The sequence below is a fragment of the Streptomyces sp. P9-A2 genome (genome assembly GCF_036634175.1).
GTDB classification, from domain to species: Bacteria; Actinomycetota; Actinomycetes; order Streptomycetales; family Streptomycetaceae; genus Streptomyces; species Streptomyces pratens.
The window spans coordinates 1,628,483-1,644,547 of sequence record NZ_JAZIFX010000001.1 but is presented as its reverse complement, the minus strand read 5'-3'; the positions used below and the strand labels follow the sequence as shown (position 1 = coordinate 1,644,547).

At 73.5% G+C, this 16,065-nt stretch carries 13 protein-coding genes and 1 riboswitch; of the genes, 5 read left to right on the top strand and 8 right to left on the bottom strand.

What is annotated here, in order from left to right:
• Window positions 1-65: 65 nt before the first annotated feature.
• Window positions 66-1,169, bottom strand: coding sequence for a pyridoxal-phosphate-dependent aminotransferase family protein (locus tag V4Y04_RS07435; protein ID WP_332426496.1), 1,104 nt, complete (start codon window positions 1,167-1,169; stop codon window positions 66-68).
• Between the two features lie 275 nt (window positions 1,170-1,444).
• On the opposite strand from V4Y04_RS07435, the gene V4Y04_RS07430 reads away from it, so the two are divergent.
• The 5 genes from V4Y04_RS07430 to V4Y04_RS07410 all read left to right on the top strand — a co-directional run bounded on the left by V4Y04_RS07430 (window position 1,445) and on the right by V4Y04_RS07410 (window position 6,387).
• Window positions 1,445-2,299: a transporter substrate-binding domain-containing protein gene (locus tag V4Y04_RS07430; RefSeq protein ID WP_332426494.1), complete on the top strand. Its 855-nt coding sequence runs from the start codon at window positions 1,445-1,447 to the stop codon at window positions 2,297-2,299.
• A gap of 4 nt (window positions 2,300-2,303) precedes the next feature.
• The gene (locus V4Y04_RS07425; RefSeq protein WP_332426493.1) at window positions 2,304-3,137 is read left to right on the top strand and encodes an amino acid ABC transporter permease; all 834 of its coding nucleotides are present in this window, start codon (window positions 2,304-2,306) and stop codon (window positions 3,135-3,137) included.
• Window positions 3,134-3,994 carry an amino acid ABC transporter ATP-binding protein gene (locus tag V4Y04_RS07420; RefSeq protein ID WP_332426492.1) on the top strand — a complete coding sequence of 287 codons (861 nt, stop codon included), beginning with the start codon at window positions 3,134-3,136 and terminating at the stop codon, window positions 3,992-3,994. The genes V4Y04_RS07425 and V4Y04_RS07420 overlap by 4 nt, the downstream gene beginning before the upstream one ends.
• Window positions 3,995-4,015: 21 nt before the next feature.
• On the top strand, window positions 4,016-5,107 hold the full coding sequence (locus V4Y04_RS07415; protein ID WP_332426491.1) for an amidohydrolase family protein: 1,092 nt from the start codon (window positions 4,016-4,018) through the stop codon (window positions 5,105-5,107).
• Between the two features lie 257 nt (window positions 5,108-5,364).
• Window positions 5,365-6,387, top strand: a complete 1,023-nt coding sequence (locus tag V4Y04_RS07410; protein WP_443079971.1) for an SCO1860 family LAETG-anchored protein — start codon at window positions 5,365-5,367, stop codon at window positions 6,385-6,387.
• Between the two features lie 223 nt (window positions 6,388-6,610).
• Here V4Y04_RS07410 and cobC read toward each other — a convergent pair whose 3' ends face one another.
• The 7 genes from cobC to V4Y04_RS07375 all read right to left on the bottom strand — a co-directional run bounded on the left by cobC (window position 6,611) and on the right by V4Y04_RS07375 (window position 16,046).
• Window positions 6,611-8,506, bottom strand: a complete 1,896-nt coding sequence (gene cobC, locus V4Y04_RS07405) for an Rv2231c family pyridoxal phosphate-dependent protein CobC (protein ID WP_332426489.1) — start codon at window positions 8,504-8,506, stop codon at window positions 6,611-6,613.
• Window positions 8,491-9,900 carry a cobyrinate a,c-diamide synthase gene (locus V4Y04_RS07400; RefSeq protein WP_443079970.1) on the bottom strand — a complete coding sequence of 470 codons (1,410 nt, stop codon included), beginning with the start codon at window positions 9,898-9,900 and terminating at the stop codon, window positions 8,491-8,493. The genes cobC and V4Y04_RS07400 overlap by 16 nt, the downstream gene beginning before the upstream one ends.
• Window positions 9,894-10,493, bottom strand: coding sequence for a cob(I)yrinic acid a,c-diamide adenosyltransferase (gene cobO, locus V4Y04_RS07395; protein ID WP_332426488.1), 600 nt, complete (start codon window positions 10,491-10,493; stop codon window positions 9,894-9,896). The genes V4Y04_RS07400 and cobO overlap by 7 nt, the downstream gene beginning before the upstream one ends.
• Complete coding sequence (locus tag V4Y04_RS07390) at window positions 10,493-12,505, bottom strand: putative cobaltochelatase (protein ID WP_332426487.1); 2,013 nt, start codon at window positions 12,503-12,505, stop codon at window positions 10,493-10,495. The genes cobO and V4Y04_RS07390 overlap by 1 nt, the downstream gene beginning before the upstream one ends.
• Before the next feature lie 220 nt (window positions 12,506-12,725).
• Window positions 12,726-14,261 carry a cobyric acid synthase gene (locus V4Y04_RS07385; protein ID WP_332432744.1) on the bottom strand — a complete coding sequence of 512 codons (1,536 nt, stop codon included), beginning with the start codon at window positions 14,259-14,261 and terminating at the stop codon, window positions 12,726-12,728.
• 20 nt (window positions 14,262-14,281) lie between these two features.
• Window positions 14,282-15,268, bottom strand: a complete 987-nt coding sequence (locus V4Y04_RS07380; RefSeq protein WP_332426486.1) for a cobalamin biosynthesis protein — start codon at window positions 15,266-15,268, stop codon at window positions 14,282-14,284.
• Window positions 15,269-15,393: 125 nt separating this feature from the next.
• Window positions 15,394-15,532, bottom strand: a riboswitch (cobalamin riboswitch).
• Between the two features lie 292 nt (window positions 15,533-15,824).
• Window positions 15,825-16,046: a hypothetical protein gene (locus V4Y04_RS07375; protein ID WP_332426485.1), complete on the bottom strand. Its 222-nt coding sequence runs from the start codon at window positions 16,044-16,046 to the stop codon at window positions 15,825-15,827.
• Window positions 16,047-16,065 lie beyond the last annotated feature (19 nt).

The window sequence follows — 16,065 nt, the reverse complement described above, 5'->3', positions numbered from 1 at the left end:
TCGACGCCGGATCGTGCCGAGTGTCTGACCGTGTCGGGCCTCTGACCGTGCCGGGCGGCGGTCGGCTACCGCCAGCCGTGGTCGGCCGCTCGCAGGGCCCCCTGCAGGTCCACCGACAGGCCCTGCTCCGCCAGCGCCGTGCCCAGGGCCGTCAGGCTCGCCCGGACCGCGCCCCGGGTCGCGTCGGGGCCGTAGTGGTTGACGCGGACCATCTCCTTCGCCAGCGCCCCGCCCCCCGCCGCCAGCGGCAGCGCCGGGTCCAGGGCCAGGGCGCGGGCCACCAGCTCGGAGGCCACCGCGCCCGACGGGACCCGCAGAGTCGTGGCGACCGGGGCCGCCTGAGCCGCGTCGTGGACATACGGCTCCAGACCGCCGCCCAGTGCGAGCGCACCCGCCCGGGTCGCTGCCGCGGCCGCCGCGTGCCGTGCCGTCACCGTCTCCAGGCCCACTGCCTCGATGTGCTCCACGCATGCCTGAAGCGCCAGCATCTCCAGCTGGGCCGGAGCGTGCGGCAGTGCCGTGCGGCCCCCGTCGATCCAGCGCTGCTTCCAGTCCAGCAGGGACAGGTACGAGTGGCGTGGCGCCCGCGGGTTCGCCGCCATACGGGCCCATGCCCGCTCGCTCACCGACACCGCTGACACGCCGGCCGGGCCGCCCATGGCCTTCTGCGCCCCGATCACGCACAGGTCCACGCCCCACGCGTCCGGCAGTACCGGCTCCGCCCCGATCGACGCCACCGCGTCCAGATAGAACAGCGCCCCGTGCGCCCGCACGGCCGCGCCGATCTCCGCGACCGGGTTGGTGTTGCCGGTGGCCGCCTCCGCGTGCACCAAGGAGACGAAGTCGATCTCCGGGTGCGCGGCGAAGGCCTCGCGGATCTGCCCGGCCGTCACCGCGGTGTGGAACGGCACCGCCAGATCGATCACCGTGGCGCCGCAGTCCCGCAGCCAGTCGCCGAAGGTCTGCCCGTACGGGCCCGTGACGACGTTCAGCGCGGTCGTGCCGGGGCCGGCGGTCGCGCGGATCGCGCCTTCCAGTGGAAGCAGCGCCTCGCCCTGCATGATCACGACGTCCTGGGTGGTGCGCAGCAGCCGTGCCACGCGGTCCTCGATCGAGGCGAAGTGTGCGGCGCTCAGCGGGGCCAGGCCGAGGAAGGGGTGGGTGCTCACGGCGTTGCTCTCCAGATCACGGCTCTACGGCGCCACGGGGCATGGGCCACGGGGCATGGGCCACGGGGTATGGGGCATGGAGTACGGGGTGCGGGGTGCGGGTTCGACGGAGTCGAGCGTATCCCCGGTCCTCGGGATGCCGGCCGGGCAGCCGGGAAGTCCGGCCCCACGCCCGGTTCTTAGGCCGGACAGCGCCGCGGCCATCGGTTTGGTTTGAGGAACCCAAACTTCTCCTTATAATCAGAACCTCATTTGTTCCCTACCAGGAGGCCTCAGTGAAGACGCTCCTCGGCCGCAGGACCCGCGTCCTGGCCGCCACCACCGCGACGGCCGGGCTGGTCCTCCTGACCGCCTGCACCTCCACCGACGACGGGGACGGCGGCGCCTCCAAGACAGTGGCCGGCGGCGTCGAGCTCGCCAAGGCGGGGCAGCTCACCACGTGCACCCACCTCCCGTACCCGCCCTTCCAGTCGGAGATCGACGGCAAGGTGCAGGGCTTCGACGTGGCCCTGATCGACCTGGTCGCCGACGACCTGGGCGTGAAGCAGGAGATCCTCGACACGCCGTTCGAGAACTTCAAGACCGGTGCCTTCCTCAACTCCGGCGAGTGCGACCTGGCCGCGGCCGGTATGACCATCACCGAGGAGCGGAAGAAGAACGTCGACTTCTCGGACCCGTACTTCAACGCCACCCAGGCCGTCCTCGTCGACAAGAAGGCCGGCGTCACCTCGCTCGCCGACGTGAAGTCGAAGAACGTCAAGCTCGGCGCCCAGGCACAGACCACCGGCGAGGACTACGTCAAGAAGGAGGGCTTCGACCCGGTCTCCTTCGAGTCCTCCGACGCCGTCCTCAACGGCCTGCGCACCGGCCAGGTCAAGGCCGTCGTCATCGACTTCCCGGTGGTCCAGGGCTGGCTCAAGGACAAGGCCACCGCCGACGCGTTCGAGGTCGTCGACAGCCTCGACACCGGCGAGCAGTACGGCTTCACGGTGAAGAAGGGCAACACCGCGCTGCAGAAGGCCATCAACAAGGCGCTCTCGGACGCCAAGGCCGACGGCACGTACAAGAAGCTGTACGAGCAGTGGATCGGCCCGTACGACGAGTCCGCCGCCGAACCGTCTGCCACCTGATCCCATGGCCGACACGAAGGTGCCTCCGGAGCTGAGGAAGAAGGGCCTGACCCGGAGCCAGAAGCGCCGTCTGTCGCGCGGCGCCCAGTACGTCGTCTTCGTCGCCGCCGTGGCCGCCTTCGCGGCCTCGGCCGACTGGGGCAGGCTGAAGAACCAGTTCGCCCAGCTCGACATCGCCGAGCGGATGTTCCCGGACATCATCACGCTGGCGCTGAAGAACACCGTGATCTACACGCTGACCGGCTTCGCCGTCGGGCTCGGCCTCGGACTGCTCCTCGCGCTGATGCGGTTGTCGTCGGTCGGCCCGTACCGCTGGCTGGCGGGCATCTACATCGAGATCTTCCGGGGCCTGCCCGCCCTGCTGATCTTCATCTTCATCGGTGTGGCCGTGCCGCTCGCCTTCCCCGGTACGGAGATCATCGGCGGCACCTACGGCAAGGTCGCCCTCGCGCTCGGCCTGGTGGCCGCCGCCTACATGGCCGAGACGATCCGCGCGGGCATCCAGGCGGTGCCCAAGGGACAGATGGAGGCGGCCCGTTCGCTGGGCTTCTCGCCCGCGCGGGCCATGGTCTCGATCATCATCCCGCAGGCCTTCCGGGTCATCCTGCCGCCGCTCACCAACGAACTCGTCCTGCTCTTCAAGGACTCCTCGCTGGTGCTGTTCCTCGGCGTCACCCTGGAGGAGCGCGAACTGTCCAAGTACGGCCGGGACCTGGCCAGCCAGACCGCCAACTCCACCCCGATCCTGGTCGCCGGCCTGTGCTACCTGCTGATCACCGTTCCGCTCGGCTTCGTCGTACGCCGTATGGAGGCCAAGGCCCAGGAGGCCGTCAAATGAGCCGACTGGACAAGCAGCCGGACAAACAGCCGGACAGGCAGCCCGGCGAGCAGCCGGAGAGCCGGCCCGGGAACCCGGAGATCCGGGTCAGCGGGCTGCACAAGTCGTTCGGCAGCAACGAGGTGCTGCGCGGCATCGACCTGGAGATCCGCCGGGGCGAGGTCGTCTGCGTGATCGGGCCGTCCGGCTCGGGCAAGTCGACCCTGCTCCGGTGCGTGAACCTGCTCGAGGAGCCCACCAAGGGTCAGGTGTACGTCGGCGGTACGGAACTCACCGACCCGGACGTCGACATCGACGCCGCCCGCCGCCGGATCGGCATGGTCTTCCAGCAGTTCAACCTGTTCCCGCATCTCACCGTCACCGAGAACCTCACGCTGCCGCAGCGCCGGGTACTGAAGCGGGGCAAGGCGGAGGCCGCCCGGACCGCCGCCGCGAACCTGGAGCGGGTCGGCCTCGCGGAGAAGGCGGGCGCCTATCCGTCCTCCCTCTCCGGCGGCCAGCAGCAGCGCGTCGCCATCGCCCGCGCGCTGGCCATGGGCCCCGAGGTGATGCTGTTCGACGAGCCGACCTCGGCACTCGACCCCGAACTGGTCGGCGATGTGCTGGCGGTGATGCGGATGCTGGCCGACGAGGGCATGACGATGATGGTCGTCACCCACGAGATGACCTTCGCCCGGGAGGTCGCCGACCGGGTCGTCTTCATGGACGGCGGGGTGATCGTCGAGGACGGCGCCCCCGAGCAGGTCATCGGCGCTCCGCGGCACGAACGCACCCGGCACTTCCTCTCCCGGCTCCTCGACCCCGCCATGGCGGACGTGGAGGAGGAGAGCTCCGACCGGATCGGCAAGTCCCCGTAACGGCTCAATAGAGTGCCGTGCATGAGCGAACGCGCGATGTTGCACGTGAAGGGGCGGATCCTCGTCGGGCCCGACGAGGTCCGCGACGAGCTGTGGGTCGTCGACGGCCGGATCTCCTACGACCGCCCCGCCGGCGCCCGCGACGTGACGGCCGTCGAGGGCTGGGTGCTGCCCGGGCTGGTCGACGCCCACTGCCATGTGGGCCTCGACCGGCACGGAGCGGTCCCCGACGACGTCGCCGAGAAGCAGGCGCTCACCGACCGCGACGCCGGCGCCCTGCTGCTGCGGGACGCCGGCTCGCCGTCCGACACCCGCTGGACCGACGACCGCGACGACCTTCCGAAGATTGTCCGGGCCGGCCGGCACATCGCCCGCACCCGCCGCTACATCCGCGGCTACGCCTGGGAGGTCGAACCCGACGACCTCGTCGCGTACGTCGCCCAGGAGGCCCGGCGCGGCGACGGCTGGGTGAAGCTCGTCGGCGACTGGATCGACCGTGACCTCGGCGACCTGTCGGCCTGCTGGCCGCGCGGCGCCGTCGAGGCGGCGATCGCCGAGGCGCACCGGCTGGGCGCCCGCGTCACCGCGCACTGCTTCGCCGAGGACTCCCTGCGGGACCTGGTCGAGGCCGGCATCGACTGCGTCGAGCACGCGACGGGCCTGACCGACGACACCATCCCGCTGTTCGCCGAACGAGGCGTGGCGATCGTCCCGACCCTCGTCAACATCGCCACCTTCCCGGGCCTCGCCGACGGCGGCGAGTCCAGGTTCCCGCGCTGGTCGGCCCATATGCGCCGGCTCCACGAGCGCCGCTACGACACCGTGCGCTCCGCCTACGACGCCGGCATCCCCGTCTTCGTCGGTACGGACGCCGGAGGCAGCCTCCCGCACGGCCTCGCGGCGGCCGAGGTCGCCGAACTCGTCACCGCCGGCATCCCGCCCGCCGACGCCCTCGCGGCCGGCACCTGGGCGGCCCGTACCTGGCTCGGACGTCCCGGCCTGGACGAGGGCGCCCCGGCCGACCTCGTCGTCTACGCCTCCGACCCGCGCGCCGACGTACGGGTGCTGGCGGACCCGCGCCGGGTGGTACTGAACGGGCGCGTGGTCGCGTAAGGCCGGTGCGGCCCGGACGGCATGGCCCGGTACGGCCCGGCCCGGTTCGGAGGACACGGTTCGATGGCCGAAACCCGCCCACCGGGTGGCACTCGGACGGCAGAGGGGAACGGCCGTACCCCTGGAACACCCCGGAAATCGAATACATCGGCGGACTCGCCACGAAGGGGTGAAGTGTTGTCGGATCGCTGACGGCCCCCTCCGGGTGCGGTCATTCTTTCCGGGTCCCACCCACGTCTCATGGGGGTCCCACCACTTTGAACAGCACCAACTTCCGGATGCCCGCACGCCGTTGGGCCGTCGTCGCCACGGCCACCCTCCTTGCCGCAGGTCCCGCGGCACTGGCCGGAGCGGGCACGGCGCAGGCCACCGGGGAAGAGGGCGGCGCGAGTGCGGTCGTCCTGCGCACCGGGCTCGACGTCGCCCTGCTCGACAAGACCGTGAACGTCCCGCTCACGGTCTCCCTCAACGAGGTCCACGCGCCGCAGAGCGCGCGCAGGACCGCCCTCACCGCGGACCTGGAGGGCGTCGACAGGGGCAAGCCCTTCAGCGTGCTGCGCGCGGAGGTGGCCGACGCGAAGGCGACGGTCGAGGGGAACAGGGCCGAGGCCTCCACCACCCTCGCCAAGGCCCGGATCCATCTGCCCGGACTTCCCCTGCTGTCGCTCGTCGAGCTCGAGACGGTCACCTCCAAGGCCGTCTGCGAGACCGGCCGTACCCCGCTCGCCTCCGTCACCCTGCCCGGCACGGTGACGGTGCTCGGCAAGCGCACCGAACTGACCGCCTCCGGCCCCACCGAGGTCAAGGTGCCGGGCGTCGGCGAGGTCCGCCTGGACCTGTCGAAGACGGAGACCACCTCCCGCACGGCCGCCGCCACCGCGCTGCTGCTCAAGGTGTCCGTCGACCCGCTGAAGTTGAACGTTGCCGAGGTCAACGGCACCGTCACCCTCGCCGAGGCCACCTGCGAGGCCCCGGGCACCGACGCGGCCCCCGCGCACGGCGCTCCCGGGGCGCGGCAGGAGCCGGAACGGCAACAGGGTCCGGAGCAGGAGGAGCGGGCCGACGCGGCCGTGCCGCCGGCGGACAGCGACAGCGACACCGGCACCGGCACCGAGGTCAAGCCCCAGGGTGCGCGGGCCGAACAGGCGGCACCGGCCCAGGGAGGCCTGGCCGAGACGGGCGGCGACGCGACGACTCCGTACGTCGCGGGCGGCGCCCTCGCCCTTCTCGCGGCGGGCGGCGCGGCGGTCCTGCTGTCCCGCAGGGGCCGCCGCACCTGACACCGGCGCCGTCGTGGACGCAGTACCTGACACCGGCGGCCGCGACGGCATCAGCGGCCCGGGGCCGGCGTTCCCACCGCCGGGCCCGGCGTCGCCGGTGGCCCGGTTCCCGCCGCGCCGCGCATCCGGACCGCCCCGAGGACCGGTGTTCTCGTATCGACCCGCCGACGGCCGACCCGCCGATGGCCGGGCCGGGGCGGCCGGTCGCCGTGTGCGGCTCGGCTCAGTCTGCGTCCAGGGCCCGGCCCAGCGCCTCCAGGAACGCGTCCGTCGTCCCGCGGTCGCGTACCGCGACGCGCAGCCAGCGCTGGTCGAGGCCCGGGAAGGTGTCCCCGCGCCGTACCGCGAAACCGAGTGTGCGCAGGCGCTCCCGTACGGCCGCCGCGTGCGGGAGCCGAAGGAGGACGAAGGGGCCCTCGGCGCCTTCCACGGCCCGTACTCCACGGTCGGCGAACTCCGCGAGGCCGGTGAGGAGACGGGAGCGGTCCGCGGCGGTGCGGCGGGCCGCCCCGTCCGCCTCCGCCAGGGCCCTGGGCCCCACGCACGCCTCCGCCGCCGCCAGCGCGGGCGTGGACACCGGCCACAGGGGCTGCGCCCGCGTCAGCAGCCCGATCGTCTCCGGCCCGGCCAGGACGTACCCGATGCGCAACCCCGCCAGGCCCCACGTCTTGGTGAGACTGCGCAGGACCACCAGGCCCGGCACGTCCGTCCGTCCGGCCAGTGCCTCCCGCTCGCCCGGCACCGCGTCCAGGAACGCCTCGTCCACGACCAGGGTCCGGCCCGGCCGGGCGAGCCGGGCGATGTCGGCGGCCGGGTGCAGTACGGACGTCGGGTTCGTCGGGTTGCCGATCACCACCAGGTCCGCGGCCTCGGGAACCGCGCCGGGGTCCAGCCGGAAACCGTCCTCCTCCCGCAGCAGCACCCGGTCGACCGTGTGCCCCGCGTCCCGCAGCGCCGCCTCCGGCTCGGTGAACTGCGGATGCACCACCACCGGCCGACGCACCTTCAGCGCCCGCGCCAGCAGCACGAACGCCTCCGCCGCCCCCGCCGTCAGCAGCACCCGCTCCACCGGCAGCCCGTGCCGCGCCGCCACCGCGGCCCGCGCCGCCCGCCCGTCCGGGTAGGCGGCGAGGCCGGCCACCGACCCGGCGATGTGCTCGCGCAGCCACGCCGGGGGAGTGCCCGAGCGGACGTTCACGGCGAGGTCGACCAGCGCGGAGCCGTCGTCCCGGACCTCGGCGTCCCCGTGGTGTCGCAGGTCGTGCATGCTGCCCTCCGGTTCAGCTCCCATGGGATGCGTGTGCGTGTGGGTGTGGGTGTGTTCGGGTTTGGGCCGGTCGGGTCCGTCGTCGTCCGGCCGCGAGGCGTCCGGTACGCCGCTCACCGGCGTCGCCGGCCGCCGTACGACGGCGCAGGTCGCCCTCGCGGGCTGCCCGTCCGCACGCTCCGACCTGCGCTTGGGTACGAGGAGTTCGCCCCCGCCCACCAGCGCGGCGGCCTCCGCGACCGACGGGGTGCCGACGGCGGCCAGCGCCGCGTCGGACGGGTGGGGCACCTCGACCCGCGCCAGTTCCCCGGCGCCGTGGACCACCAGGGGCACACCCAGCCGCCGGGCCGCCTCCACGATGCCGGGCTCCTCGGCCTTCGCGTCCCCGGTGGCCAGATGGGCGAGTGACGCGGCAGACAGCCCGGCATCGCGCAGGGCCGCCCCGATCAGGGCGAGCAACTCGTCGACCGGAACACCCTTCGAGGCGCCGACCCCGACGATGAGGGACGGCGGCCCGATGACGGCCTCCCCCGCGCGCGGCCCGACCGGACGGTCCGTGAGGCGGAGCGTGTACGCCTCCTCGCCGACGACCGGCACCGGTGGCACCGGCACCGGTGGCACCGGCTGCGGCAGCGGCCAGGCCACGTCGGCACACAGCGCCACCGCCTCGCCGGCCGGCAGGGCGCGCGACACGGCGGCCACGTCGCCCTCCACCGGCAGGTCCGGCAGCCGTGGACCGGCGCCCGGACCCACGGCACCGGCCGCCGAGGTCACCACCGGCACGGCGGCCGGCACCTCGGTGGCCCTCCGCGCGCGGCCACGCGTCCCGCCGCCGCTCATGAGGTCCGGCACCGCTCCACGAACCGGCGGGCCACACCGGGCCCGCCCGCCCAGTGCGTATGCAGATAGCTGGCGTGCACACCGCGCCGCACGAAGCCTTCGACGCGTGGTGCCGGTGCCCGCACACCCCACGCGGGCGCGTCCCCCGCGCCGGGCTCGACGACGGTGCGGTGGAACTCGTGACCCCGCATCCGCGTCCCGGCCCCGGCCAGCACGCTGTCCGACACGGCCACCGCGTCCCGGTAACCGAGGGTGAGCCGCTCGGTCATCCGCGCGGTGGCGTCCAGCACCCCGCACATGGGCAGACCGTCCAGTTCTCGGCACAGATACAGCAGTCCCGCACACTCGGCGGCCACCGGCGCGCCGCCCAGAGCCAGTTCGGCGACGGCCTTGCGCAGCGGCTCGTTGGCCGACAGCTCGGTCGCGTACATCTCGGGAAACCCACCCCCGAGGACCACCCCCCGGGTCCCCTCGGGCAACGCCTCGTCCCGCAGGGGGTCGAAGACGACGACCTCGGCCCCGGCGGCGGCAAGCAGCTCGGCATGCTCCGCGTAGGAGAACGAGAACGCGGCCCCACCGGCGACGGCGACCACCGCCGGCCCGTCCGCGAGCGCGGCCCCCGGGGCCGGGACGGGAAGGGCCGGCGGGGGAGAGGAGACAAGAGCCGCCGCCGCGTCCCACTCCGCACACGGCAGGTCCCCGGCCCTGTGAGCCAGCGCGACCAACGCCTCCAGGTCGCACCCGGCGGCCACCTGCGCGGCCATCGCCGCAACCGCCTCCACCGCGCCGTCCCGCCGCTCGGCGACCGGTATCAGTCCCAGATGCCGCGACGGTGTGCCGACCCGCGGAGCCCGCCGCACCACACCGAGCACCGGCACCCCCGACGACTCCAACGCCTCCCGCAGCAACGCCTCGTGACGGTCCGACGCGACCTTGTTGAGGATCACGCCCCCGATCCGCATCTCCGGGTCCCACGTCACGAACCCGTGCACCAGCGCCGCCACCGACCGGGACTGCGACGACGCGTCCACGACCAGCACCACCGGCGCCCGCAGCAGCTTCGCCACCTGGGCCGTGGACGCCAGCTCCTCCTGCCCCGCGGCCCCGTCGTACAGCCCCATCACGCCTTCGACGACCGCGATGTCGCATCCGCGCGCGCCGTGCAGGAACAGCGGACCGACCAGACCGGTCCCGCACAGGTACGCGTCCAGGTTGCGTCCCACGCGCCCGGTGGCCAGCGAGTGGTATCCGGGGTCGATGTAGTCGGGCCCGACCTTGTGCGGGGACACGGCGAGTCCCCGCGCGGCGAGCGCGGCCATCAGCCCCGTGGCGACGGTGGTCTTGCCACTGCCCGACGAGGGCGCGGCGACGACCAGCCGGGGCACGGACGACGAGGACGTCACCACTCGATGCCCCTCTGCCCCTTCTGCCCGGCGTCCATGGGGTGCTTGACCTTGGACATGTCGGTCACCAGGTCGGCGAAGTCCACCAGCTTCTCCGGCACGTTCCGCCCCGTGATCACGACGTGCTGGGTCCCGGGCCGGTCGCGCAGCACGGACACGACCTCGTCGGTGTCGACCCACCCCCAGTGCATCGGGTAGGCGAACTCGTCCAGCACGTACAACTTGTACGTCTCGGCGGCCAGGTCGCGCTTGACCTGCTCCCAGCCCTCGCGGGCCTTCTCCTCGTTGTCCATCTGCGCGTCCCGCTGGACCCAGGACCAGCCCTCGCCCATCTTGTGCCACCTGACGCTGCCGCCCTCGCCGGAGGCGTCGAGCACCCGCAGCGCGTTCTCCTCGCCGACCTTCCACTTCGCCGACTTGACGAACTGGAACACCCCGACCGGCCACCCCTGGTTCCAGGCCCGCAGCGCCAGCCCGAAGGCGGCCGTCGACTTGCCCTTCCCGACGCCCGTGTGCACGACGACCAGCGGCCGGTTGCGCCGTTGGCGCGTCGTCAGACCGTCCTGCGGTACGACACTCGGCTGTCCCTTAGGCATTACGCCGCCCTCCTCGAAGTCCCCTGCACATCCCTGACCAGCCCGGCGATCGAGTCCGCCCGCAACTCGTCCAGCGTCACCGCCGTACCCCCCAGCTCACCCGCGAGCTGCCCGGCGAGGCCCAGCCGCACCGGCCCCGCCTCGCAGTCCACGACCACGGAGGCGGTGCCCTCGGCGGCGAACAGCCGCGCCGCCCGCCCCGCGAGGGCGACCGGCTCGGGGCCGCCGGTGGCCCGTCCGTCGGTCACCACGACCACCAGCGCCCGCCGCGAGGGGTCGCGCAACCGCTCCACGCGCAGCACGTCGTGCGCCTTGAGCAGCCCTGCCGAGAGCGGCGTACGCCCGCCGGTCGGCAGCGACTCCAGCCGGGCCGCCGCCGCGTCCACGGACGAGGTCGGCGGCAGCGCCACCTCGGCGGCCGTCCCGCGGAAGGTCACCAGCCCCACCTTGTCCCGCCGCTGGTAGGCGTCGAGCAGCAGCGACAGCACGGCACCCTTCACGGCGCTCATCCGCTGCCGCGCGGCCATCGACCCGGAGGCATCGACCACGAACAGCACGAGATTGGATTCGTGGCCCTCCCGCACCGCCTGCCTGAGATCGTCCCGCCGGACCACCAGCCCCGGGCCGTTGCGTCCCCGTGCCCGTTGATGCGGCGCCGCGGCCTGTACGGTCGCGGCGAGGTGCAGCTTGGTCAGCGCCCCCCGCGGGCGCCGGGCCCCGGTGGTCCGCCCGCGCTCGGTCCGCGCCCGCGACCGCCGCCCGGCGGCACCCTCACCGACGCCCGGCACACTCAGCGTCTTCGTCCGGAAGGGCTCTGCGGCCCGTACGGCGGACCGCTCCCCAACACCGGGCCCCGCCTGCGGTTCCCCGCCCTCCCCGCCTTCGGGCCGCGCGGAGGTATCGTCCCCTTGAGGGCCGTCCTCGGGCGCCGGCTGCCCGCCCGGGCCACCTTCCGGGCCACCGTCCGGCCCCGGGTCGGGATCGTCGTCGCCCTCGTCCTGTTCGCCGAACTCCTCCAGCGTTTCGTCGAGTTTGTCCTCGTCGAGCCCCGGCGCGTCGAACGGGTTGCGCCGCCGCCGGTGGGGGAGGGCCAGCAGCGCGGCCTGCCGTACGTCCTCGGCCAGTACGTCCGTCCGCCCGGCCCAGGCCGCCAGCGCGGTCGCGGTGCGCGCCATCACGATGTCGGCACGCATGCCGTCCACCTCGAAGGAGGCACAGGTCGCCGCGATCTGCCGCAGCGCCCCATCACCCAGTCGCACCGACGACAGCAGCTCCCGCGCGGCCATGATCCGCTGCCGTACGGCAGCCTCCTCACCGGCCCAGCGCGCGGCGAACTCCTCCGGGGCGTCGTCGTAGGCCAGCCTGCGCCGCACGACCTCCACCCGCTGGTCCGGCTCCCGCGAGGCCTTGACCTCCACGGTCAGTCCGAACCGGTCCAGCAACTGGGGTCGCAGCTCGCCCTCTTCGGGGTTCATGGTCCCGACGAGCAGGAAGCGCGCCGCGTGCCGTACGGAGACACCCTCGCGCTCGACGTACGAGGCGCCCATGGCGGCGGCGTCCAGCAGCAGGTCGACGAGATGGTCGTTCAGAAGATTGACCTCGTCGACGTACAGGATCCCCCGGTGGGCGCCTGCGAGCAGGCCCGGCTCGAAGGCCTTCACCCCCTCCGCGAGCGCCCGCTCGATGTCGAGGGCACCCACCAGCCGGTCCTCGGAGGCACCGACCGGAAGCTCGACGAGTGCCGTGGGGCGCCGCGCCCCGGGGCGGGACTCATGCGGTCCGTCGGGGCACGACGGGTCCGGGGCCGCGGGGTCGCAGGAGAACCGGCAGCCGGGTACGACCTCGGTCTCCGGCATCAGCGCGGCCAGTGCCCTGACGGCAGTCGACTTCGCGGTCCCCTTCTCCCCCCGCACGAGAACGCCACCCACCTGTGGTGACACCGCGTTCAGCAGTAGGGCCAACCGCAGGTCGTCCTGGCCGACGACGGCGGTGAAGGGATAGGGCGTACTCACGCGGTGATCACTCCTTCGGATGGTGTCCGACTGTTCGGCCCGGCCATGGGCCGCGGGACCGCCGGGATCGAAATCTGCTCTCCGCCGGTACGGGGGCGGGCCTCCCGGCCGTCCACGACCCCGGCCTCCCGGCCGCCGTGCTCTCGTGGGCCGGCGTTCCCCGCCGCCACCACGATCCGCCGGCGCCCCGCCGAGCCGGCGGCCGACCATGACACGGCGCTCACGCGGGCGCTCCCGGCGGAACGAACGGCAGCCCCGGCGGGGCGCCGGACTCGATGAGCCGCCACAGCGCGTCCGTGTCCGCGTGCTGTTCGATCAGATCGCCGAGCCGGTCGAGCTGCTCCTCGCGCAGCGCGGCGAACGAGGTGTCGGGGGCCGGTACGAAACGGCGTCCCGCGGCGGCGGCCACCTCGCGCAGGAAGGCCCGGCGGAAGCCGTCCGACTCCAGCGAACCGTGCCAGTGCGTGCCCCAGGTCTGCCCGGCCCGGCAGCCGTCCAGGCTCCGTCCACCGTCATCGGAGATGAACGCCGCCCCTCCCCGTACATCGGCGACCCCGTGATGGATCTCGTAGCCCTCGACGGGCTCCCCGAGGGCCTTTCCGACGGGCCGCTCGAGCGTCTTCTCCCGTGCGAACCGCACCCGTACGGGCAGGATCCCGAGCCCGTCGACCCGGCCGGCACGGCTCTCCACGTCGTCCTCGATGCGCTCGCCGAGGATCTGGAAGCCCCCGCAGATCCCGAGCACGGGCCGCCCCTCGGCCGCCCGCCGCTTCAGCGCGTCCGCGAGCCCGCGCTCCCGCAGCCACTGAAGCGCCCGTACGGTGCCGCGCGTGCCCGGCACCACCACGAGGTCGGCGTCGGCCAGTTCCTCGGGCCGGTCCACGAAACGGACCACGACACCCGGTTCCGCGGCCAGCGCGTCCACGTCCGTGAAGTTGGACATCAGCGGCACCGCGCACACGGCGACCCGCAGCACGTCCTCGCCGAGCGGCGCGGCGACCGCGGACTCCCGTACGGCACCCCGCAGGGACACCGCCAGCCCGTCCTCCTCGTCGATGCCGAGCCCGTGCCGGAAGGGCAGTACGCCGTACGTGTGCCGCCCGGTCAGACCGTGCAGCATGTCCAGTCCCGGCTCCAGCAGCGACACATCACCCCGGAACTTGTTCACCAGGAAACCGGCGACCAGCTCCTGGTCCTCGCGCGACAGCAGCGCGACCGTGCCGAAGAAGGAGGCGAAGACCCCGCCGCGGTCGATGTCGCCGACGACGAGGACGGGGAGCGAGGCGTTCCGGGCGATCCCCATGTTGACGATGTCGGTGCGACGCAGATTGATCTCGGCCGGACTGCCGGCCCCTTCGCAGATCACCGCGTCGTACGTGGCCCGCAGTTGCGCGAGGGAGTCCAGCACCGTGCCCAGGAGCTGTTGTTGCCGCCCGCCGTGGTAGCCGCGCGCGCTCATCTCACCGACCGGCCTGCCCAGCAGCACGACCTGGCTGCTCCGCTCCCCGCCCGGCTTGAGCAGCACCGGATTCATCAGCGCGGTCGGCTCGATGCGGCAGGCCTGGGCCTGCATGGCCTGCGCCCGCCCGATCTCGGCGCCCTCCCGTGTGACGAACGAGTTCAGCGACATGTTCTGCGCCTTGAACGGCGCGACCTTGACGCCCTGCCGCGCCAGCCACCGGCAGATCCCGGCGGTCACCACACTCTTGCCGGCGTCCGACGTCGTACCGGCCACCAGCAGCCCGCCGCCCGTCATACCGCCCGTCATACGGTCCGTCATGACGTGCGCCCCTTCCCGCGCCCCTTGGAGGCGGTCCGCGTAACGGCTCGTACGCCGATGCGCGCGGCGACGCCGACGCAGAGTGCCAGCCGGCCGACGCGCCCCGAGAGCCGTACCGCGCGATCGATGTCCGCCACGGTCACGGCCCGGCCGCCGCCGTTGAGGACGGGCCGGTGCTCGACCCGCCCGGCGTAGGACAGCGACCCGCCGAGCCGGACACCGAGCGCGCCCGCGAAAGAGGCCTCCACGGGCCCTGCGTTGGGACTCGGATGCTTCGCGGCATCCGCGCGCCACGCCAGCACGGCGCCCCGCGGATCCGGCCCGGCGACCGCGGCGAGTACGGCGGTCAGCCGCGCCCCGGGCCACCCCGCGACGTCGTCGAGGCGCGCGGAGGCCCAGCCGTACCGCAGATGGCGGGGGGACCTGTGGCCGACCATGGCGTCCAGGGTGTTGACGGCCCGGAACCCGAGCAGCCCCGGCACACCGGCGACGGCACCCCACACCAGGGCGCCCACCACGGCGTCGGAGGTGTTCTCGGCGACGGACTCCACGACCGCGCGGGCGATCCCCTCGGAGTCCAGCGCCTGCGGGTCCCGCCCGCACAGGTGCGGCAGCCGCGCCCGTGCCGCCTCTGTTCCGTCGGCGGTCCCGGATTCCAGGGCGCGCCCGATGGCGCGGGCCTCCCGGGCCAGCGACGTCCCTCCGACGACGGCCCAGGTGGCCGCGCCGGTCAGGGCGACGGAGGCGGCGGGGGAGGACCGTACGAGGCGGGCGGCCAGGCTCCCCAGAGCGACGGCCCCGCCGACGCAGACGGCGGTGTGCAGCACGCCCCGTCCCCGGTCGTCCTGCCACAGAACCCGTTCCACGGCAGCCGCGGCCCGCCCGAAAGCGGCGACCGGATGCCCTCGGCGGGGATCGCCGAGAAGCAGGTCACCGAGGAGGCCGGCAGCGGCGCCGTACGCGAACTCGCGATCGGCACCCATGGGTTCAGCCGGTGAGGGATCCGGTGGGAGTGGCCGCCCCGAACCGGGGCGGAGCATCGCTGGTCGACCTCAACAGGCAGCCGGGCATGGCGGTATGTCCTCACTCAGGGTGTCCACGCCCTGGTTCGACGAGACCGGCGGTGGGAGTTCCTGGCTCCCGGGGTCGTTCACCCCGGTGACAGTGGCGGGACCGCGCCGGATTCGCACCGGCTTCCTCTCCTGCCGCCGTAATGGCTCCGGCAGTTCACCACGGTCCGGAAGAACCGTCAACTTGCCTTTGACCTGCGAGGCTGAAGTGTGCTGAGACCCACAGGGAGGTTCCGGAGGGTGATCGGAGAGCGAACCGCGGGCAAGGGGTTCCGCGGCGGGACGGGCGGCGCGGAAACGGCCCGGCGGCGGGCGGTCCGGGACCGGTGGTGGGCGGGTGGTCCGGGAACACGAAACGGGCGGTACGGAGGCAACGTGCCCCGCACCGCCCGCCGGGCGGACGACATGACCCGGACCGGGACGCCGGCCCGGATCCTGCCCTGGAATCAGGCAGCCGTCAGGCCATGGATCAGGCCATGATCATGTAGATCCCGTACGCCACCGCCGCCGCGCAGGCCGCGAAGCAGGCGTAGGCGCCGGTGACCGCCAAGGCCGCGGACTCGCCCTGGGCGGCGGCCCGTTCACGGCGGGACAGGCCGGTGATGCCCAGGGTGAACAGGGCCACCAGGGCCACGGTGACCACGAGGCTGACGCCGAAGACGGAACCGAGGGCCGCCCAGTCGATCTTCATGGTGCTCTTCTCCTACGTG